The organism is Bradyrhizobium sp. 138, from assembly GCF_023074075.1.
GTDB lineage: Bacteria > Pseudomonadota > Alphaproteobacteria > Rhizobiales > Xanthobacteraceae > Bradyrhizobium.
Map to the genome: position 1 here is coordinate 67315 of NZ_JADPKT010000007.1, position 17936 is coordinate 85250.

Consider the following 17936-nt stretch of genomic DNA (forward strand, 5'->3'; position numbering starts at 1 on the left):
GCTCACTCCGCTGCGGTCAGCATATGCCCGGAGGCGAGGCGCGAGCATTCCGCCATCACGGCCGACGCACGCGCGATTGGGTTGGTCAAATAGAAGTCCTCGACCAGCGGCTTGAACGGGGCCTTCTCGGGCGAGCCGCCCTTCCCCGCCAGCTTCTTGATCTGGTCGGCCGAACCGGCCTCGATCTGGTCGAGACGGATCAGATGCGGCACAGCCTTGAAGATCGCCTGGCGCAACTGCGCGAGCGAGTCATAGCCGAGCTTCTTGCCGAGCGCCTCCGACAGAGCGCGGACGATCGCCCAGTCCTCGCGGGCTTCACCCGGCGGGAACGCGGCGCGGCCCGTCATCTGCACGCGGCCTTCGGTGTTGACGTAGATCGCGGACTTCTCGGTATAGGCGGCCGCCGGCAGGATCACGTCGGCGCGGTGGGCGCCGCGGTCGCCATGGGTACCGATGTAAACGACAAAGGTGCCGTCGGGCGCGTTGATCTCGTCGGCGCCGAGCAGGAACAACAAGTCCAGCGTGCCGAACGTCGTCATCTGCACGGCGTTCAAGCCGCCGCCAGTTGCGGAGAAGCCGATATCGAGCGCACCGACGCGCGAGGCGGTCTCGTGCAGCACGCCAAAGCCGTTCCAGCCATCCTTGACCGCGCCGACATCGAGCGCGAGCTTGGCGCTAGCCGCAAGAATGGCAGCCCCGTCGTGACGCGAGGCCGCGCCCCCACCGACCATGATGATCGGAGTCTTGGCGTTCTTCAGCACGTCCATGAAGGAGTGCTTGCCGGCCGCGAGCTCAGCGAGCGTCTCGGTGCCCGCGCCGAGGTGATCGTAATCGTAGGTCAGATCGACCTTGGCCCCGATCACGCCGACCTTGAAGCCGCCGGCGCGCCAGCGCTTGCGGATGCGGGCGTTGAACACCGCCGCCTCTTTGCGCGGATTGGCGCCGATGATGAGCAGCGCGTCGGCCTGCTCCACGCCTGCCAGCGTCGGGTTGAAGATGTAGGAGCCGCGGCCGAGCGCGGGGTCGAAGGCATCGCCGCCCTGTACCGCCAGATTTCCCGAGCCGTATTTCGCGAGAAGATCCTTCAGCGCGAACATCTCCTCGACACCGGCGAGGTCGCCGGCGATCGCGCCGATGCGCTTGCCGTCGGTGCGAGCCGCCTTGGCCGCGATCGCGGCAAAGGCCTCGGGCCAGCTTGCCGCACGCAGCTTGCCGGCCTCGCGGATATAGGGCCGATCGAGACGCTGGGTGCGCAGGCCGTCAACGACGTGGCGGGTCTTGTCGGAGATCCACTCCTCGTTCACGGCCTCGTTGATGCGCGGCAACACGCGCATCACCTCGCGGCCACGGGTGTCGACGCGGATCGCAGACCCGATGCCGTCCATCACGTCGATCGACTGGGTCTTGCCGAGCTCCCACGGGCGCGCCGCGAACGCATAAGGCTTCGAGGTCAACGCGCCGACCGGGCAGATATCGACGAGATTGCCCTGCAATTCCGAGGTCAGTGCGTGCTCGAGATAGGTCGTGATCTCCATGTCCTCGCCGCGACCGGTCGCGCCCATTTCAGGGGCGCCGGCGACTTCCGCCGAGAAGCGGACGCAGCGCGTGCACTGGATGCAGCGGTTCATCGAGGTCTTGACCAGCGCGCCGAGATATTTGTCCTCGACCGCGCGCTTGTTCTCGGCGAAGCGGCTGGTGTCGACACCATAGCCCATCGCCTGGTCCTGCAGGTCGCACTCGCCGCCCTGGTCGCAGATCGGGCAGTCCAGGGGATGGTTGATCAGAAGGAATTCCATCACGCCTTCGCGCGCCTTCTTCACCATCGGCGAACGCGTCGAGATTTCCGGCGGCTCGCCCTTGGGGCCCGGACGGCAGTCGCGCACGCCCCAGGCGCAGCTCGCGACCGGCTTCGGGCCGCCCTTCACCTCGACGAGGCACATCCGGCAATTGCCGGCGATCGACAGCCGCTCGTGATAGCAGAAGCGCGGAATCTCGGCGCCAGCCGCTTCGCACGCCTGGAGCAGCGTGAACTCGGCGGGGACATCGATCTCTTTGCCGTCGATGATGAGCTTGGTCATTCTTCTTACTCCGCCGCGACCATGTTCACGGGATCGCGGACGCCGATATCGTCAATGTCAGCCCTGTGCGAATACTGGTCGATGCGCGCTTCGATCTCGTGACGGAAATGCGCGATCAGGCCCTGGATCGGCCATGCCGCTGCGTCGCCGAGCGCGCAGATGGTGTGGCCTTCGACCTGCTTCGTCACCTCGAGCAGCATGTCGATCTCGCGCTTGTGGGCGCGGCCTTCGGCCATGCGGGTCAAGACGCGCCACATCCAGCCCGTGCCCTCGCGGCACGGCGTGCACTGGCCGCAGCTCTCATGCTTGTAGAAATAGGAGATGCGGGCGATGGCGCGGATCAGGTCTGTGGACTTGTCCATCACGATCACGGCCGCGGTGCCGAGGCCCGAGCGCAGCTTGCTCAGGCTGTCGAAATCCATCGGCGTGTCTATGATCTGCTCGGCCGGCACCATGCGCACCGACGAGCCGCCGGGGATCACGGCCTTGAGGTTGTCCCATCCGCCGCGGATGCCGCCGCAATGCTTGTCGATCAGCTCACGGAACGGAATGCCCATGGCCTCTTCGACGTTGCAGGGCCGCTCGACATGGCCGGAGATGCAGAACAACTTGGTGCCGACATTGTTCGGACGGCCGATGCCGGCGAACCAGGCCGCGCCACGGCGCAGGATATCCGGCGCAACGGCGATGGACTCGACGTTGTTGACGGTGGTCGGGCAGCCGAACAGGCCGACATTAGCCGGGAACGGCGGCTTCAGCCGCGGCTGGCCTTTCTTGCCTTCGAGGCTTTCGAGCAGCGCGGTTTCCTCGCCGCAGATGTAAGCGCCGGCGCCGTGCGCGACGTAGATGTCGAACGGCCAGCCGTTGACGTTGTCCTTGCCGACCAGCTTGGCCTCATAGGCCTGGTCGATCGCGGCCTGCAGGTGCTCGCGCTCGCGGATGAACTCGCCGCGGACATAGATGTAGCAGGCATGCGCGTTCATCGCGCAGCTCGCGATCAGGCAGCCCTCGATCAACAGATGCGGATCGTGCCGCATGATCTCGCGATCCTTGCAGGTGCCGGGCTCGGACTCGTCGGCGTTGACGACGAGATAGCTCGGGCGGCCGTCGGTCGATTCCTTCGGCATGAAGGACCATTTGAGACCGGTCGGGAAGCCGGCGCCGCCGCGGCCGCGCAGCCCTGAGGCCTTCATCTCGTTGATGATCCAGTCGCGGCCCTTGTCGATGATGTTCTTCGTGCCATCCCAGGCGCCGCGGCGCCGCGCACCCTCGAGCCCCCAATCGTGGAGGCCGTACAGGTTCTTGAAGATGCGGTCCTTGTCCTCGAGCATATCAGTGCTTTCCGATCAACGATTGGACTGCTTGTAGGCAAGTCCGGCGGCGCAGACGGCGAAGATCAGCGCCCAGAGCAGACTGGTCTCCTGCGACGCGCTCATGAAGAAGCGCTGCAGCAGGAACATGAAGGCAGCCGCGACCGCGGCGTGCATGGCGACGAAGCCCCATTTCTTCACGGCCTCGGTCCCTCCGATTGCGATGAGATCACGCATCAGGTGATCTCCTTCAGCGTGGTCGGTCCGGTGATCGGCGCCGAGAACTGGCGTCCGTTCTGCGGACCGGGCTTGGGCGGATTGCCGGAGGCGAAGCCGTCCAGCACCTTGCCGAAGCTTTCCTTGGTCAGGTCCTCATAGGTGTCCTTACCGATCAGCACCATCGGCGCGTTCACGCAGGCACCGAGGCACTCGACCTCTTCCCAGCTGAAATTGCCGTCCTTGGACAGATGGAACGGCTCGTGATGGATGCGGTGCTCGCAGACGTGGATCAGATCCTCGGCACCGCGCAGCCGGCATGGCGTGGTGCCGCAGACCTGGACGTGGGCCTTCTTGCCGACGGGCGCGAGCTGGAACATCGTGTAGAAGGTCGCAACCTCCAGCACGCGGATATAGGGCATGTCGAGCATGTCGGCGATGACGCGGATCGCGGCTTCCGAGACCCAGCCGTCGTGCTGCTCCTGCGCGCGCCAGAGAATGGCGATGACCGCGGAGGCCTGGCGGCCGGCCGGATATTTCGCGATCTGCTGCTTGGCGAACGCGAGATTCTCCTCCGTGAACGCGAAGCTCGCGGGCTGGACTTCCTTCGGTGCTAATCGGCGAACGGACATCTCTTCAATCTCTCACTGCATGCGGCGCGCAGTTTTGGCATTCAGGGCTTCGATCCTGTCCTGCCAGAATGCGCTTGCGGTGCCGAAAACGTTGTAGCCGACGTGGGTCGAGACCTTGATGCGGTCGAGGATCGACAGCTCGGTCACGGTCTCCATCCGGTTGCTGCGCGGATCGAACACGATCAGCTTCAGCGGGGTCTGCTCGAGGATGTAGCGCGACACGGCATGGGAGCGATCGCTGCCGTGCTCCTCGCACATGATGACGCTGTCGGCCTGGAGCAGCCGGGCGCCGCCCTTGATCGCCTCGATCTCGACGCCCTCGACGTCGAGCTTGATCAGGTACTTGCCGGTGGCGGCGACCTTGCCGTCCTCGATCAGATTGTCGAGCGCGATGACCGGTACGTCCTCGCCGTCGGCGGAGGGATCACCGGCGATGCTGAAGGCTTCATGCTTGGTGCCCGACAGCCGCGCGGTGCCACGCGATGCGCCGATCGCACACTTCATCGTCTCGAAGCGGTTATTGTTGACGCGGGCGTTGTTGGCGAGCTTCGGGTAGTTCTGCCCCGACGGCTCGATCGCGATCGCCTTGTGCGAACCGAACGGCTTGCTCGAGACCAGCACCGACCAGTAGCCGTAATTGGCGCCGCAATCGAGCAGCGTGTAGTCGACGTCGATGGAGTCGGCGAACAGCAGCTCGAGCTCGTCCTCGTAATTGTAGGAGCGGTTGAGCAGCTTGCTCCAATAGCCGTCACCGTAGGGGAATTCGAACACGGCGTCGGGATTGAGCCTGATCGCGATGTTGCGCTCGGGCAGCGTCTTCCGCAGCAAATTCGCGCAGGCGATGTAGCCCATATGCGAGAAGTGCGAGGAGATCTTCGATCCCGTCACCAGCGCCAAGGCAGCCGTCCGCTCCCACAGGTTGGCCCCTTCAAGGGCCCCCGAGGCACGGTCAAACTGGATTGGCGCCTGCGCCATCACCGATCGACCTCTCCGAACACGATGTCGAGCGAGCCGAGGATCGCCGAGACGTCGGCAAGCAGATGGCCGCGGCAGATGTGATCCATCGCCTGCAGATGCGCAAAGCCCGGCGCGCGGATCTTGCACTTGTAGGGCTTGTTGGTGCCGTCGGAGATCAGATAGACGCCGAACTCGCCCTTGGGCGCCTCGACCGCGGCGTAGATTTCGCCGGGCGGCACATGAACGCCTTCGGTGTAGAGCTTGAAGTGGTGGATCAGCGCTTCCATCGAGCGCTTCATCTCGCCCCGGCGCGGCGGCGCGACCTTGTTGTCGGCGACGACGACGGGGCCCTTCCCGTCGGGCGCGTTCAGCTTCTGGATGCACTGCTTCATGATGCGCACGGACTGGCGCATCTCTTCCATGCGGATCAGGTAGCGGTCGTAGCAGTCGCCGTTCTTGCCGATCGGAATGTCGAAATCCATCTCGGCATAGCATTCATAAGGCTGCGACTTGCGCAGATCCCAGGCCGCGCCCGAACCGCGCACCATCACCCCCGAGAAGCCCCACTCCCAGGCTTCCTTCAGCGGCACCACGCCGATGTCGACGTTGCGCTGCTTGAAGATGCGGTTGGCGGTGAGCAGACGGTCGAGGTCGTCCACGACTTTCAGGAACGGATCGCACCAGGCCTCGATGTCGTCGACCAGCTTCTGCGGCAAATCCTGATGCACGCCGCCGACGCGGAAGTAAGCTGCGTGCATACGGCTGCCCGAGGCTCGCTCGTAGAACACCATCAGCTTCTCGCGCTCTTCGAAGCCCCACAGCGGCGGGGTCAGCGCGCCGACGTCCATCGCCTGCGTGGTGACGTTAAGAAGATGAGAGAGGATGCGGCCGATCTCGCAATAGAGCACGCGGATCAGCTGGCCGCGGCGCGGCACCTCGATGCCGAGCAGCCTTTCGGCAGCCAGGCAGAAGGCATGCTCCTGATTCATCGGCGCGACGTAGTCGAGCCGGTCGAAGTAAGGGATCGCCTGCAGATAGGTCTTCTGCTCGATCAGCTTTTCGGTGCCGCGGTGCAGCAGGCCGATATGCGGGTCGACGCGGGCGACGACTTCGCCGTCCAATTCGAGCACGAGACGCAGAACGCCGTGCGCCGCCGGATGCTGCGGCCCGAAGTTGATGGTGAAATTGCGAAGCTGTTCGGGTTGCTCGTTCATGATCAGACCTTCGGCCCCGCCTTCTCGTCACCGGGCAGCGGATAGTCCGCCCCTTCCCATGGCGAGAGGAAATCGAACTTGCGGAATTCCTGGTTCAGACGCACCGGCTCGTACACCACCCGCTTCTCCTGGTCGTCGTAGCGGACCTCGACGAAACCGGTCAGCGGGAAATCCTTGCGCAGCGGATGGCCCTCGAAGCCGTAGTCGGTGAGGATGCGGCGCATGTCGGGATGGCCGACGAAGAACACGCCGTAGAGGTCGTAGGCCTCGCGCTCGAACCAGTCGGCGCCCGGGAAGATGTCGATCAGCGACGGCACCTGCGTGGTCTCGTCGGCCTGGGCCTTGAGCCGGATCCGCGCGTTCAGGGTCGGTGACAGGAAGTGATAGATCACGTCGAAGCGCTTTTCGCGCGACGGATAGTCCGCGGCCGTGATGTCGGTGAAGTTGACGAAGCGGCAATTCGGATCGTCCCGGAGGTACTTGACCACCTCGACGATCTTGCTGGCCTCGACATCAACCGTAAGTTGGCTGAAGGCCACCGAATGACCGGTCGCGGCGCCCGGAAGCGCGCTAACGATCGTCTGCCCAAGGGCGTCGAGCTTGGCGTCGTCCATGATGTAAAACCTTAGCGTTCGATGGTGCCGGTGCGCCGGATCTTCTTCTGCAGCAGCAGCACGCCGTAGAGCAGCGCCTCCGCCGTGGGCGGGCAGCCCGGCACGTAGATATCGATCGGCACGATGCGGTCGCAGCCGCGCACGACGGAGTAGGAATAGTGATAGTAGCCGCCGCCATTGGCGCAGGAGCCCATCGAGATGACGTAGCGCGGCTCGGGCATCTGGTCGTAGACCTTGCGCAGCGCGGGCGCCATCTTGTTGGTCAGCGTTCCCGCGACGATCATCACGTCGGACTGGCGCGGCGAGGCACGCGGCGCGAAGCCGAAGCGCTCGACGTCGTAGCGCGGCATCGACACCTGCATCATCTCGACCGCGCAGCAGGCGAGACCGAAGGTCATCCACATCAGGGAGCCGGTGCGCGCCCAGGTGATGAGGTCGTCGGTCGCGGCCACGAAGAAGCCCTTGTCGGACAGCTCGGAATTGACCTCGAGGAAGAACGGATCATTGGCCCCGACCGGCTTGCCGGTCGACGGGTCCAGGATGCCCTTGGGGGCCGGCGTGATCACCGGACCCGTGGACGATGCCGGGTTCAATCCCATTCGAGTGCTCCCTTCTTCCATTCATAGGCGAACCCGACCGTCAGCACGGCGAGGAACACCACCATGGACCAGAAGCCGGTCGCGCCAAGCTTGCCGAACGCCACCGCCCAGGGAAACAGGAACGCCACCTCGAGGTCGAAGATGATGAAGAGGATGGCGACCAGATAGAAGCGGACGTCGAACTTCATGCGCGCGTCGTCGAAGGCGTTGAAACCGCACTCATACGCCGACAGCTTTTCCGGGTCCGGTTGCTGGAACGCCACGATGAAGGGCGCGATCAGCAGCACGAGGCCAATGAGGCCCGCTACCCCTATAAAGACGACGAGTGGAAGATAGTTCTGCAGAATGCCGCTCATGGCGAGCCCTTTTTCCCGCAGCCTCGGGACAGCCACGGATTCGTCCGATTTGGAATTATTCTGAGCCTTAGCGCAGTGCACCAATGGGCGCAAGACACGCTCTTTTTAGGCCCTTTGCCGCCCCCAGAACGGTGAAAATCCCGGAATCACCCGGCGCTGGTATGGAGCAGATCGCTGGGCCCAGCAAGGGCAGCCACAGTTTGCAAGGCGGCAGCCCGGAGATTGCGGCTCGAGGGCCGAGCCGGCTATTTGCCGCGTCGTATCGGCGACAACTGCCCGGTTTTCTTGGTGCGGCAGCGCACCCAAGCAGAGGCAATGACCAGCACTGGGGCTCCTACCGTCACCCAGGCGACATATTGGCCGGCCGTTCCCCAGAGCAGCGCAGCCAGGAGACCGGTGATGGTCGCGGCTCCGAGCAGGATTGGTGCGGCAAAGACACGTATCCACAGATACGAGCGGTCCGACGAGCCATGCATCACGACGGGACCGGGGCTCGCCTGGCGAATGTGTCGGCGCGGACAGCCGCCCGCTTCCGCCGCCGTGCCAGCCAGAGGTAAAGGCCGCTGCCGATCACAATGATCGTCAACAGGTCGAGCGCGGCCCAGATCAGCTTCAGCGGCATGCCGCCATAATCGCCGAAATGCAGCGGCTGCGAGATCAGCAGCGCCTGCAGATAGACCGGTAGCGCCCGGCTGTCAGCGACCTCCGCGGTCTCGCCGTCCAGCAGCACGGGCTTCAGGAGCCGCGTCGTCAGGGCGGTGTCGCCGCGCATGAACGCGGCGAAATGATGCGAGGACGTGAACGGCGTACCAGGAAACGCAATGAACGCGATCTCCATGCCGGGAGCCGCCCCTCTGGCGCGGGCGACGACATCGTCGAGCGAGGCGAGATGCGATGGCGGTGGCTTGCCGGCATAGGGCGCGACCATGCTGGCGAGCTCGGTCGCCTTCCACTGGTTCAGCATCAGCTCGGCCCAGGTGTTGACCACGCCGGTCAGCCCGACCACCAGCGTCCAGGCCACCGTCACCACCCCGATCAGATTGTGCCAGTCGAGCCAGCGCACACGGCGCGAGGCGTGATCGCGGATGGTGGCAAAGCGCAGGCGGCGGGTGAACGGCCAGTACAACACGACGCCGGAGATGATGGCGACGGCGAACAACAGCCCCATAGCGCCGAGGAACAGTTTTCCGGCCTGCCCGGCAAACATGTCGGTGTGCAGCTTGAGCACGATCAGCATCGGCCCGACACCGACCGGCCCGAGCAGCCTAGCCGAGACCGCATCGAAGGCGCGGACGGTCGTGTTGTCCGGAAGCCCGTCGACGGCCTTGTTGGTGAAGGCCGTCACGATCCCGGGCTCGTCCTTGTCCCAGGAGATATATTGCAGCACCCGGCCGGGATCGGCGGCGAGCGCGGCGTCGGCGACTTGCTGGGTCGTCGCGCGCGCCGCGCTCGCATGAGCTTCGGGCTGGGGGGCATAGCCCAGGAGCTCATCGATCTCGTGGTGGAACACCAGCGGCAGGCCGGTCAGGCAGAGCAGCAGCAGGAACAGGGTCGAGATCAGGCTGGTCCAGGTGTGGACCCAAGACCAACGCCTGACGTTGCGCGCCTTCACGCAGAGCTCCCCTGGCCCGCGGTCACCATTTGTAGGCGAGGCTCGCGGTAATGCGGCGACGGTCGCCGTAGTAGCATGAGGTGATGACCGCGCAGCTCGCGACGTAGATCTTGTCCGTCACGTTCGCGACGTTGAGCGCCGCGCGCCAGTGGTTGTCCCATTCGTAGTGCACGGCGAGATCGCCCAGCACGAAGGACGGAACGAGCGCGGTGTTCGCGGTGTCGGCAAAGGACGAGCCGACGTAGCGCACGCCGCCGCCAAGGCCGAAGCCCCGCAGCGGGCCCTCACTGAACGTATAGTCGGTCCAGACCGAGGCGAACTCCCGGGGCGTGTTGGTCGGAACGGTGCCGATCAGCGCGGGATTGAGGTCCTGGCTCACGAACAGATCGTATTTGGTGTAGCTCGCCACCAGCTTGAAGTCCGGCGTGATGTTCGCCACCGCCTCGAGCTCGACGCCACGCGAGGTGATCTCGCCGTTCTGGGTCTGGAACAGCGGATTGTTCGGATCGGTGGTCAGCGCATTCTTGCGCTTCAGATCGAACCAGGCGACGCTGAACCGTGCGTTGAGCCCGACCGGCTCGTACTTCACGCCGACCTCGGTCTGTTCCGATGTCTCCGGCAGTTGCAGCCGTCCGGCCGCATTGACGCCGATGATCGGATTGTAGCCCGTCATGTATGAGACATAGGGCGCGACGCCGAAGTCGAGATTGTAGATCGCGCCGACGCGGCCGGAAAACTTGCTGTCCTTGCGGCTTTCACCGGGGCCGATCCGGTTGTCGTTGTCGAGGTCAACCCAGTCCTGACGGCCGGACAGCACCACCGTCAGACGATCGAGCTTGACCTGATCTTGGAGATACACCGCGGCCATGCCCTGAGTGAGATAGGCGTCCTGATACAGCGCGGCGTTGAACGGTGCGTTGACGCCATAGACCGGATTGAGCACGTTGAGATTGGTGCCCGCCCCAAAACCCTGCCGGTCGTCGAGCGCGTAATGCTTGAGGTCGACACCGAACAGCGCGGTGTGCTGCAGCGCGCCGGTGGCGAAGCGATACTCGAGCTGGTTGTCGAGGTTCAACTGGTTGGCGACGCCGCGGGCGTAGAAATTGCCGCGCATGATGTCGGCGGCCGCCGGTGTCGTCGCGTAGCCCAGCCCGTAGAGGCCGGTGTAGAAGACGTCGACATGCCCGTAGCGGGCGTTCTGGCGGAAGTCGAGGCTGTCAGTGATGTTCTTCTCGAACTGGTAGCCGAGCGTCTCCTGCTCGCGGCGAAACTGGTCGGCGCGGGGGTCGCCGGCGAACAGGCTGGTGGGAATGCGGCCGAACGGCGCGTTGGTGACGGTGCCGACATAGGGCAGGAAGTTCTCCGCCCTGGTGTTGTTGTGCGCAGCCGTGGCGTAGACGGTGAGCTTGGTGTCGACGTCCGGCCGCCAGGTCACCGACGGAGCGAAGAAGAAGTTGTTGTCGTAGACATAGTCGGTCTGAGTGCCGCCGCCCTGCACCTGGCCGACAAAACGGTATAGCGTTTGCCCGTTGCCGGACTGCGGAACCACGCCGCCGATGTCGAACGCCGTATAGCCGTTGCCGTGGTTGTTGATGCCGGCCTCGACATAGCGCACCGGCTCGGCGCGCGGCAGCTTGCTCACCGCGTTGACGAGACCGCCCGGCGCCGAGCCGCCGTACAGGATGCCGGACGGTCCGCGCAGCACCTCGACACGCTCGAGGTTGAATGGTTGCAGCTTCCAGCTCGCATAGGAGGTGTAGAAGAGCTGCAGGCCGTCGAGGAACAGTGACTCGTTCTGCGCGGGGAAGCCGCGGATCAGGAACCAGTCGTTGCGGAAGTCGGCGCCGTAGGTGCCGGCGATCACGCCGGGCGTGTAACGCAGCACCTCGTCGAACTTGCTGACGATCTTCTGGTCACGGATCTGCTCGGCGCTGATGACGGACACCGATTGCGGTGTCTCGATGATCGGCGTGTTGGTCTTGGTGCCGGACGAGCTGCGACTGGCGACGTAGCCATTCACCGGGCCACGCGGCGTCTCGACGAAGCCGACATTGCGCTGCGGCTGGGGCTTGCTCCTGGCCGCGGTCTGCACCGCCCGCGGCGCGCGACGCTGCGGCGTCGTGGCCGCACGCCGGCGCGCTTCCGGCGCGGTGACGGTGACCGAAGGCAAGTTCTGCGCGCCGTTCTGCGCAGAGGATTGTGCAAGCGATGCCTGCGGCACCAAAACCAAAGCGGACGCGGTCGCCAACACGGCCGACCGCAGCATTCCCAGACTGTTCACGCGCCACCCCAAAACGTCATTGCATGCGTCATGCCGTCCGTCCCCTGACGGCATGCACTGCGATGAGGCTTATGGGAGGGGGCGCGATTTCCCTAATTGAAAAGTTCTTAGAACGAGTCTTAGAAGCACTCTAGCAGTTCCGGGGATTGCTCCGCGATCAGCGCGAACGCTTCTCGCTCTCGAGCATGTCGGCGGCGATCGCCGTGAGCTGGTCGACCTGCCCCATCAGCGTGCGGAACTCGGCTTCGCTCAATTGTTCCAGCAGGCGTCGATTGCGCTCCTGCGCGCTATCGACGATCGCGTCATGCGCGGCGAGACCCGCAGGGGTCAGCGAGATCAGCACCTCGCGGCTATCTCTGGGATTGGCCGATTTCACGATCAGCTCACGCGAGAGCAGATTGGCCAGCGCACGGCTGATCTGTCCCTTGTCCTGGCCGACGGCCTCTGCGAGCCGCGCCACGCTCATCGGCGGCCGGCGGCCGAGTGAGGCGACGAGACCGAACTCGACCAAGGACAATCCGGTGAGACGCTTGTAGCGCAGGATCGCGCCGCGCTTGAGCAGGCTGGCAAGTACCATCAGTCGCGACGACAGCATCACAGTGGTCGGGGCCAACGTTTCGCTCTCGTCCGCTGCGGGCGACGTCGCCCCAGCCCTGCTCTCGGTCTGGCTCATGATCCACCTCTGCCAAGAAAGCGTGGGCCTGCCAAGCCGGGTCACAACGGTCTCCGCGGTCACGACTGCCCGGCGCCCTCTCCAGAGACCGGGCCCGGCCCGCCCGTGAAACCAGCCGGGCGGCGAGATGAAACCATTTTGCGGAACCCGCGAAACCATCCGGAAACAGATGGTCCTTAAAGATAGGAGCCATAGACGGCGGCAAAGCCCGTCGGGAGGCTCAGATGAACCACTCAATTCACTCTGCTGATCGTGCGACCCACCTGAAGATCGTGGTGGTGGCGCTGGTGGCCGGCATCATGGTGGCCGGCTTCGGGATCGCAGCCCGCACCAATGCCGATTACAGCCAGACCGCCCAGTCCACCCACGTGATCAAGGCTGGCAAGCCGGTGGTGGTGACGAGCGCCGGGACGTCGGAGATTCGCTGAGACGTCCGCTTCCGGGCTGACCCATGGCCGCCTCCGGGCGGCCTTTTTCGTTTTCCAGAGCAATGCTTAGCCGGGATACACCGCGCCAGCGCAACGTCCTTGACTTCACCCAGCCCCGCCTTTAAGTCCCCCCTCGTTCCGCGCGCATCAAGCGAACCACGCGGGAGTAGCTCAGTTGGTTAGAGCGCCGGCCTGTCACGCCGGAGGTCGCGGGTTCGAGCCCCGTCTCTCGCGCCATTTTGGCAATCCCTTCATAGTCTTAGCCCAAACGTCTCAGGCCCTGTCGCATCTGCGCTGGTGACCTGTCGGCGTCCGGCCGGAACTCGCGGCCCACGTTCGAATCGTCTACGTCTTCCAGGACTTAGAGGGATTCCCACGCATTTCCGGCTTTTCCGGGCTTCCCCGTCATTGGACCATCGAGGAGGCCCGATATGGCTAAGAAGGATTTGGCTAAGAAGGATTCGGCAAAGAAGGCCGCCACTCCTGCCACCATCACGCTCAAGCACCTTGCCGCCGATATTGCGGAGAGCCAGGACCTGTCGAAGAAGCACGCCGAAGCCGTCCTCACCGACATGGTCGATCTGATCGCCAAGCACCTGAAGAAGGGCGACCGCGTCCGCATTGTCGGGCTCGGCATCCTCCAGGTCCGCAAGCGCGCCGCCCGCACTGGCCGCAATCCCGCCACCGGCGAGCCGATCCACATCAAGGCCAGCAAGAAGGTCACCTTCCGCCCGGTCAAGGAACTGAAAGAGGCGATCTGAGGTCGGCGTTCGCCAAACCTGATCCGCGCCGTTTCCGGCCGCATCCCGGCCCGCTTTTTCTGATATACCGCCCGCTTCCCCCTGACCTCGGCGGTTTGACCAGAAATGTCCTCCCTCACTTTCTCGCATACCGTGACCGAGCGCTTCCTGCGCTACGTCACCATCGACACCCAGTCCGATCCGGAATCCCCTCGCTCGCCCTCGACCGAGAAGCAGAAGGATCTCGGCCGCGTGCTCGCCGCCGAGCTGAAAGCCATGGGCGTCGAGGACGCCCACCTTGACGACTATGGCTACGTCTACGGCACGATCCCTGCCAATACGATAAAGAAGGTGCCGGTGATCTGCTTCTGCTCGCACATGGACACCTCGCCCGACGTGACCGGCAAGGACGTCAAGCCGCAACTGGTGAAGAACTATCGCGGCGGCGACATCACGCTGCCGGGCGACACCAGCCAGGTGATCCGCGTCAATGAGCATCCTGCGCTGAAGAACCAGATCGGCAACGACATCATCACCACCGACGGCACGACGCTCTTGGGTGCCGACAACAAGGCCGGCGTCGCCGAGATCATGGATGCCGCGCATTTCTTCATCAACAATCCCGATGTGAAGCACGGCACCATCAAGATCCTGTTCACGCCGGACGAAGAGATCGGCCGCGGCGTCGACAATGTCGACCTGAAGAAGCTGGGCGCCGATTTCGGCTACACCATGGACGGCGAGAGCGCGGGCTGCGTCGAGGACGAGACCTTCTCGGCCGACGGCGCCACCATCACCATCACCGGCGTCAGCGCCCATCCCGGCTACGCCAAGGGCAAGATGGAGCACGCGATCAAGATCGCGGCCGCCATCATCGAGCGGCTGCCCAGGGAAGGCTGCTCGCCGGAGACGACCTCGGGCAAGCAGGGCTTTCTGCATCCGATCGGCATCGAAGGCGCGCTGGAACAGGCGACGCTGTCCTTCATCGTCCGTGACTTCACCGAGGAAGGGCTGAAGGAGAAAGAGGACCTGCTCGAGACCATCGTCAAGAACGTGATGAAGGACTATCCGCGCTCGACCTACAGATTTGAGGTTCGCGAGCAGTACCGCAACATGAAGCAGGTGATCGACCGTCACCCGCACGTGCTCGAATACGCCATCGAGGCGATCCGCCGTGCCGGCCTGCGCCCGATGCGCACCGCGATCCGCGGCGGCACCGACGGCTCGCGCCTGTCCTTCATGGGCCTGCCCTGCCCCAACATCTTCGCCGGCGAGCACGCGTTTCACTCGCGGCTGGAATGGGTCAGCCGGCAGGACATGGAGAAGGCCGTGCAGACCATCGTCCACCTCGCCATGATCTGGGAAGAGAAGGCCTGAAGCGCGACGAGACTGGAATGAATCATCATCGCGCTTCGGTGCAATACATCGTCTCTGGCCGTGCCAGCCTTGCGACAGACGTCGCAGGCGAAGGCACCGCAGTCGTCTTTCTTCATGCCAATGTGTGCGACCGGCGCATGTGGCGTGCTCAGTTCGATGAACTGAGTGCTACCCATATGGCGGTCGGGTATGACCGACGCGGGTTCGGCGAAACCCGCGCCGAGCCTGAAGACTTTTCCGCCCTCGCCGATCTCGTCGCAGTGCTGGAGGCGACCGCAGGCGACAGGCCCGCAATCCTCGTCGGCTGCTCTCTCGGCGGACGCATCGCGCTTGATGCCGCGATCCGGCATCCTTCGCGTGTTCGTGCCCTCGTCCTGATTGCCCCCAATGTCGCGGGTGCACCCGATCCGACCTATCCCGCCGACATCGAGACACTGATGATGCAATGGAACGAGATCGAGGCGTCCGGCGATCTCGATCGGATGAATGCGATGAAGGCGCGCCTTTGGCTGGACGGACCGCGGGCCCCCGAAGGCCGCGTTGCCGGTGCGGCTCGCGACCTGTTCCTCGATATGAACGGCATCGCGCTCCGCTCCGCACCGTTCGGATCTGACGTCGACGTCACTCCGTTTTTCCATCGGCTCCATGACATCGCGGTGCCGACCCTCGTGATATGGGGTGACCTCGATTTCCCCTACGTGCAGGATCGCTGTCGCCATCTCGTCGCGGCACTCTCAGGCGCGCAGGGCCGTGAATTGCATGACGTGGCTCATCTTCCCAGCCTGGAGCGCCCGGCGGAGATCACAACTCTCGTTGCCGAGTTCGTTCAGCGACTTACGGGGGCGGACCGATAGGTCTCGCCCCCGATAAATTTAGGGCACCGGCATCGCGCGCGGGCTGCGATGGAAACGGTTGGAGCTCGCCATCCAGTTCGGCAACGGCTCTCCATCGCGGTGGCGTCCGCCGGCGACAGCCGCAGCCCAGGCCACCGCGGCGCCAATCAGGGTCGCGGCCGCGACCGAGAAGGCAACGATGATCGAGTTGCGCCGCGCGCGGTGGATGGCGGTCCTCGAGTCTGCGATCAGTGCATCGACGCGCCGTTCGGCGTCGGGGGCCGCCAGTCCCGTCACCGCGGCGACCTGCTGGACCAGGTAGGTCCGGTCATCGGCGCTGACGCCGCTGTGGCTGGATGACGTCATGAGAACACGGCCCGCTTCGGCGCGGGCCTCCCTCAGATCAGTGTTTGGCGCGCGGCGGGGTGCGCGGAACAGCTTGTCGAGCTCATAGCTCAACAGCGGCTCGGCTGCGGACATGTTGCTCGCCGAGCTGCGCATCGGCGAACGGTCGATCGCAGCCGCGCCAAGCAGCGCCAAAAGAGCTGCGCCAGCCAGCACAGCTAGCGCCCACGAGGTCAGGCCATGCAGCCCGTCGCGCCGCTCGCCGTCATCCTCGACCGTTGCCAGCGCAGGCGCCGGTCGCGCCGTCCGTCCGGCGATGTAGCCGCCGAAGCCGAAGCTGATGATCGCCTGGATGATCAGATAAAGGCCTGACAGCAGCGCCAGCGCCGCGGAAGCATCGCGCCACGACGGCGAGGCCGAGCTGATCCCCAAGCCGACCGCGACACCAAAGCCGACCAGGATGAACGACATTGCGCCGGCGGCGAGAGCGCCTGCGAGCACCGAACTCCATTGGATGGTCCGGCGGTCGTCGGCAATGGCACCGCCCTCCATCATGTTGTCCCGTGACAGGGTTTCCATTGTCGTCCCCTCAGCGCAGGCCGAAGAACGACAGGATCGCCATGATCACGACGATCAAGCCGATGAGATAAATCAATCCGTCCATAGTCCCGTCCTCCTGAGGCATTTATGGTCGCTAATCAGGAGGAATGGGGAACGTTCCTAATTCGGCGTCAGTTGCAGAACGAACCGGCAGGATGTGCGTTGCCTGTTCGAGTCCCAAGGATGAGATTGTGAGCACAAAGGCCTCAGCCGGTCAGCCCCGGGCTGGGGCCTTTCCGCATTTGCACGTCTTTTGCTTGTCCTATGTTAACGACGCCGGCGCCGGGATCATCAAAGATGCGGCCGGGGCGGAACCTTCCGGATCGGGAGCGGCGCGTGGATCGTAGAACGGCGTGCCTGCATCAGGCAGATGCATTCCGGGAGAAGGCTCTCGCCGATCCCGAGCACCACGACCAGTGGATCGATGAAGCCATCAAATGGCTGGAGCGGGCGATGGAGGCGGGTCGTCGTGCCGCCATCACCGTGGAAGCCGACGATGGCAGCAACGTCGCGGAAACCATTGCCTCGCATCGAGGCGTCATCGCCCGCCAGTAAGAGGCGGCCGCGACGCATCGCTGCGGCAATTGTTCCAGGGACGTAACAATGTTGCGGGTCGACACTGTTCCCGCCTCCATGCTAGGCCGGGCACAGACCCCAACCAGAGTGACGTCTTGCTCGCGAACCGCCAGCCTTCAAGAACTTGCCGTCCGCCCAATTGGTGCGGATTGCTGTCGGTGCTGATCGCGGTTGTCTATCTGCTCGCGAGCGCGCTGCATGGCTCGCACGACATCGACGTCACCACGTCCGGCGGCGGCTCGGAGCTCGCTGCAGTCCTCGACGGCTCCCCTGGCCACGGCGACCACAAGGCCATCGGCGGGCATCATTGCCATGGCTGCTTCTCGGTCGCGGTTGCGCAGCCGGCGTTATCGGCCGCATCGGTCGTGCTTGTGTCGGCCACGAGCCCGCAGCATGCACCCCGGCTCGCCGGAATTATCCCCGATACCGACTCCCCGCCTCCCAAACACATTGCCTGACGGATTGGTCGGGCATTCCATGCCCATTAGGTTCATC

At 64.5% G+C, this 17936-nt stretch carries 19 protein-coding genes and 1 tRNA gene; 7 read left to right on the forward strand and 13 right to left on the reverse strand.

Annotated features, from left to right (window positions below; translation table 11 throughout):
• Positions 1-2 precede the first annotated feature (2 nt).
• The 12 genes from nuoG to IVA79_RS04725 all read right to left on the reverse strand — a co-directional run bounded on the left by nuoG (position 3) and on the right by IVA79_RS04725 (position 12542).
• A complete protein-coding gene (gene nuoG, locus IVA79_RS04670; protein ID WP_247550699.1) occupies positions 3-2078 on the reverse strand; it encodes an NADH-quinone oxidoreductase subunit NuoG in 2076 nt (691 codons plus the stop codon).
• A 5-nt stretch (positions 2079-2083) separates the two neighbouring features.
• Positions 2084-3409: an NADH-quinone oxidoreductase subunit NuoF gene (nuoF, locus tag IVA79_RS04675; RefSeq protein ID WP_028141460.1), complete on the reverse strand. Its 1326-nt coding sequence runs from the start codon at positions 3407-3409 to the stop codon at positions 2084-2086.
• A 15-nt stretch (positions 3410-3424) separates the two neighbouring features.
• Positions 3425-3625, reverse strand: coding sequence for a hypothetical protein (locus tag IVA79_RS04680; RefSeq protein ID WP_247550700.1), 201 nt, complete (start codon positions 3623-3625; stop codon positions 3425-3427).
• Entirely contained in the window at positions 3625-4236 is a 612-nt protein-coding gene (nuoE, locus tag IVA79_RS04685) for an NADH-quinone oxidoreductase subunit NuoE (protein WP_011087680.1), read from the reverse strand. Before nuoE ends, IVA79_RS04680 begins: the two co-directional genes overlap by 1 nt.
• A 12-nt stretch (positions 4237-4248) precedes the next feature.
• Positions 4249-5211 carry an FkbM family methyltransferase gene (locus IVA79_RS04690; RefSeq protein ID WP_247550701.1) on the reverse strand — a complete coding sequence of 321 codons (963 nt, stop codon included), beginning with the start codon at positions 5209-5211 and terminating at the stop codon, positions 4249-4251.
• Positions 5211-6407, reverse strand: a complete 1197-nt coding sequence (locus IVA79_RS04695) for an NADH-quinone oxidoreductase subunit D (RefSeq protein ID WP_247550702.1) — start codon at positions 6405-6407, stop codon at positions 5211-5213. The genes IVA79_RS04690 and IVA79_RS04695 overlap by 1 nt, the downstream gene beginning before the upstream one ends.
• Positions 6408-6409: 2 nt before the next feature.
• Positions 6410-7021 (reverse strand): NADH-quinone oxidoreductase subunit C, encoded by a 612-nt coding sequence (locus IVA79_RS04700; protein WP_247550703.1) that lies wholly within the window; start codon positions 7019-7021, stop codon positions 6410-6412.
• Positions 7022-7032: 11 nt separating this feature from the next.
• On the reverse strand, positions 7033-7620 hold the full coding sequence (locus tag IVA79_RS04705; protein WP_247550704.1) for an NADH-quinone oxidoreductase subunit B: 588 nt from the start codon (positions 7618-7620) through the stop codon (positions 7033-7035).
• Entirely contained in the window at positions 7611-7976 is a 366-nt protein-coding gene (locus tag IVA79_RS04710; RefSeq protein WP_008136158.1) for an NADH-quinone oxidoreductase subunit A, read from the reverse strand. Before IVA79_RS04710 ends, IVA79_RS04705 begins: the two co-directional genes overlap by 10 nt.
• Positions 7977-8451: 475 nt before the next feature.
• On the reverse strand, positions 8452-9588 hold the full coding sequence (locus tag IVA79_RS04715; protein ID WP_247550705.1) for a PepSY-associated TM helix domain-containing protein: 1137 nt from the start codon (positions 9586-9588) through the stop codon (positions 8452-8454).
• Between the two features lie 22 nt (positions 9589-9610).
• Positions 9611-11854 (reverse strand): TonB-dependent siderophore receptor, encoded by a 2244-nt coding sequence (locus IVA79_RS04720; protein ID WP_247551418.1) that lies wholly within the window; start codon positions 11852-11854, stop codon positions 9611-9613.
• A gap of 172 nt (positions 11855-12026) precedes the next feature.
• Positions 12027-12542, reverse strand: coding sequence for a MarR family transcriptional regulator (locus tag IVA79_RS04725; protein ID WP_247550706.1), 516 nt, complete (start codon positions 12540-12542; stop codon positions 12027-12029).
• A gap of 224 nt (positions 12543-12766) precedes the next feature.
• Between IVA79_RS04725 and IVA79_RS04730 the strand changes: the two genes are divergently transcribed.
• From IVA79_RS04730 to IVA79_RS04750, 5 genes are all read left to right on the forward strand, one after another.
• Positions 12767-12970 (forward strand): hypothetical protein, encoded by a 204-nt coding sequence (locus tag IVA79_RS04730; RefSeq protein ID WP_063194782.1) that lies wholly within the window; start codon positions 12767-12769, stop codon positions 12968-12970.
• 160 nt (positions 12971-13130) lie between these two features.
• A tRNA-Asp gene (locus IVA79_RS04735) sits at positions 13131-13207 on the forward strand.
• 194 nt (positions 13208-13401) lie between these two features.
• Positions 13402-13731 (forward strand): HU family DNA-binding protein, encoded by a 330-nt coding sequence (locus tag IVA79_RS04740; RefSeq protein ID WP_247550707.1) that lies wholly within the window; start codon positions 13402-13404, stop codon positions 13729-13731.
• Between the two features lie 105 nt (positions 13732-13836).
• On the forward strand, positions 13837-15087 hold the full coding sequence (gene pepT / locus IVA79_RS04745) for a peptidase T (protein WP_247550708.1): 1251 nt from the start codon (positions 13837-13839) through the stop codon (positions 15085-15087).
• Positions 15009-15941 (forward strand): alpha/beta hydrolase, encoded by a 933-nt coding sequence (locus IVA79_RS04750; RefSeq protein WP_247550709.1) that lies wholly within the window; start codon positions 15009-15011, stop codon positions 15939-15941. The genes pepT and IVA79_RS04750 overlap by 79 nt, the downstream gene beginning before the upstream one ends.
• A gap of 18 nt (positions 15942-15959) precedes the next feature.
• Here IVA79_RS04750 and IVA79_RS04755 read toward each other — a convergent pair whose 3' ends face one another.
• On the reverse strand, positions 15960-16844 hold the full coding sequence (locus IVA79_RS04755) for a hypothetical protein (RefSeq protein ID WP_247550710.1): 885 nt from the start codon (positions 16842-16844) through the stop codon (positions 15960-15962).
• A gap of 357 nt (positions 16845-17201) precedes the next feature.
• On the opposite strand from IVA79_RS04755, the gene IVA79_RS04760 reads away from it, so the two are divergent.
• Both IVA79_RS04760 and IVA79_RS04765 read left to right on the forward strand, forming a co-directional pair.
• A complete protein-coding gene (locus IVA79_RS04760; protein ID WP_247550711.1) occupies positions 17202-17420 on the forward strand; it encodes a hypothetical protein in 219 nt (72 codons plus the stop codon).
• A gap of 116 nt (positions 17421-17536) precedes the next feature.
• A complete protein-coding gene (locus IVA79_RS04765; protein WP_247550712.1) occupies positions 17537-17899 on the forward strand; it encodes a hypothetical protein in 363 nt (120 codons plus the stop codon).
• The last annotated feature ends 37 nt before the right edge of the window (positions 17900-17936 follow it).

Bases quoted from the DNA above. Each gene is read 5' to 3' on its own strand.
- nuoG (WP_247550699.1), bottom strand. From the start codon at position 2,078: ATGACCAAGCTCATCATCGACGGCAAAGAGATCGATGTCCCCGCCGAG.
- nuoF (WP_028141460.1), bottom strand. From the start codon at position 3,409: ATGCTCGAGGACAAGGACCGCATCTTCAAGAACCTGTACGGCCTCCAC.
- IVA79_RS04680 (WP_247550700.1), bottom strand. From the start codon at position 3,625: ATGCGTGATCTCATCGCAATCGGAGGGACCGAGGCCGTGAAGAAATGG.
- nuoE (WP_011087680.1), bottom strand. From the start codon at position 4,236: ATGTCCGTTCGCCGATTAGCACCGAAGGAAGTCCAGCCCGCGAGCTTC.
- IVA79_RS04690 (WP_247550701.1), bottom strand. From the start codon at position 5,211: ATGGCGCAGGCGCCAATCCAGTTTGACCGTGCCTCGGGGGCCCTTGAA.
- IVA79_RS04695 (WP_247550702.1), bottom strand. From the start codon at position 6,407: ATGAACGAGCAACCCGAACAGCTTCGCAATTTCACCATCAACTTCGGG.
- IVA79_RS04700 (WP_247550703.1), bottom strand. From the start codon at position 7,021: ATGGACGACGCCAAGCTCGACGCCCTTGGGCAGACGATCGTTAGCGCG.
- IVA79_RS04705 (WP_247550704.1), bottom strand. From the start codon at position 7,620: ATGGGATTGAACCCGGCATCGTCCACGGGTCCGGTGATCACGCCGGCC.
- IVA79_RS04710 (WP_008136158.1), bottom strand. From the start codon at position 7,976: ATGAGCGGCATTCTGCAGAACTATCTTCCACTCGTCGTCTTTATAGGG.
- IVA79_RS04720 (WP_247551418.1), bottom strand. From the start codon at position 11,854: ATGCTGCGGTCGGCCGTGTTGGCGACCGCGTCCGCTTTGGTTTTGGTG.
- IVA79_RS04725 (WP_247550706.1), bottom strand. From the start codon at position 12,542: ATGAGCCAGACCGAGAGCAGGGCTGGGGCGACGTCGCCCGCAGCGGAC.
- IVA79_RS04730 (WP_063194782.1), top strand. From the start codon at position 12,767: ATGAACCACTCAATTCACTCTGCTGATCGTGCGACCCACCTGAAGATC.
- IVA79_RS04740 (WP_247550707.1), top strand. From the start codon at position 13,402: ATGGCTAAGAAGGATTTGGCTAAGAAGGATTCGGCAAAGAAGGCCGCC.
- pepT (WP_247550708.1), top strand. From the start codon at position 13,837: ATGTCCTCCCTCACTTTCTCGCATACCGTGACCGAGCGCTTCCTGCGC.
- IVA79_RS04750 (WP_247550709.1), top strand. From the start codon at position 15,009: ATGGGTCAGCCGGCAGGACATGGAGAAGGCCGTGCAGACCATCGTCCA.
- IVA79_RS04755 (WP_247550710.1), bottom strand. From the start codon at position 16,844: ATGGAAACCCTGTCACGGGACAACATGATGGAGGGCGGTGCCATTGCC.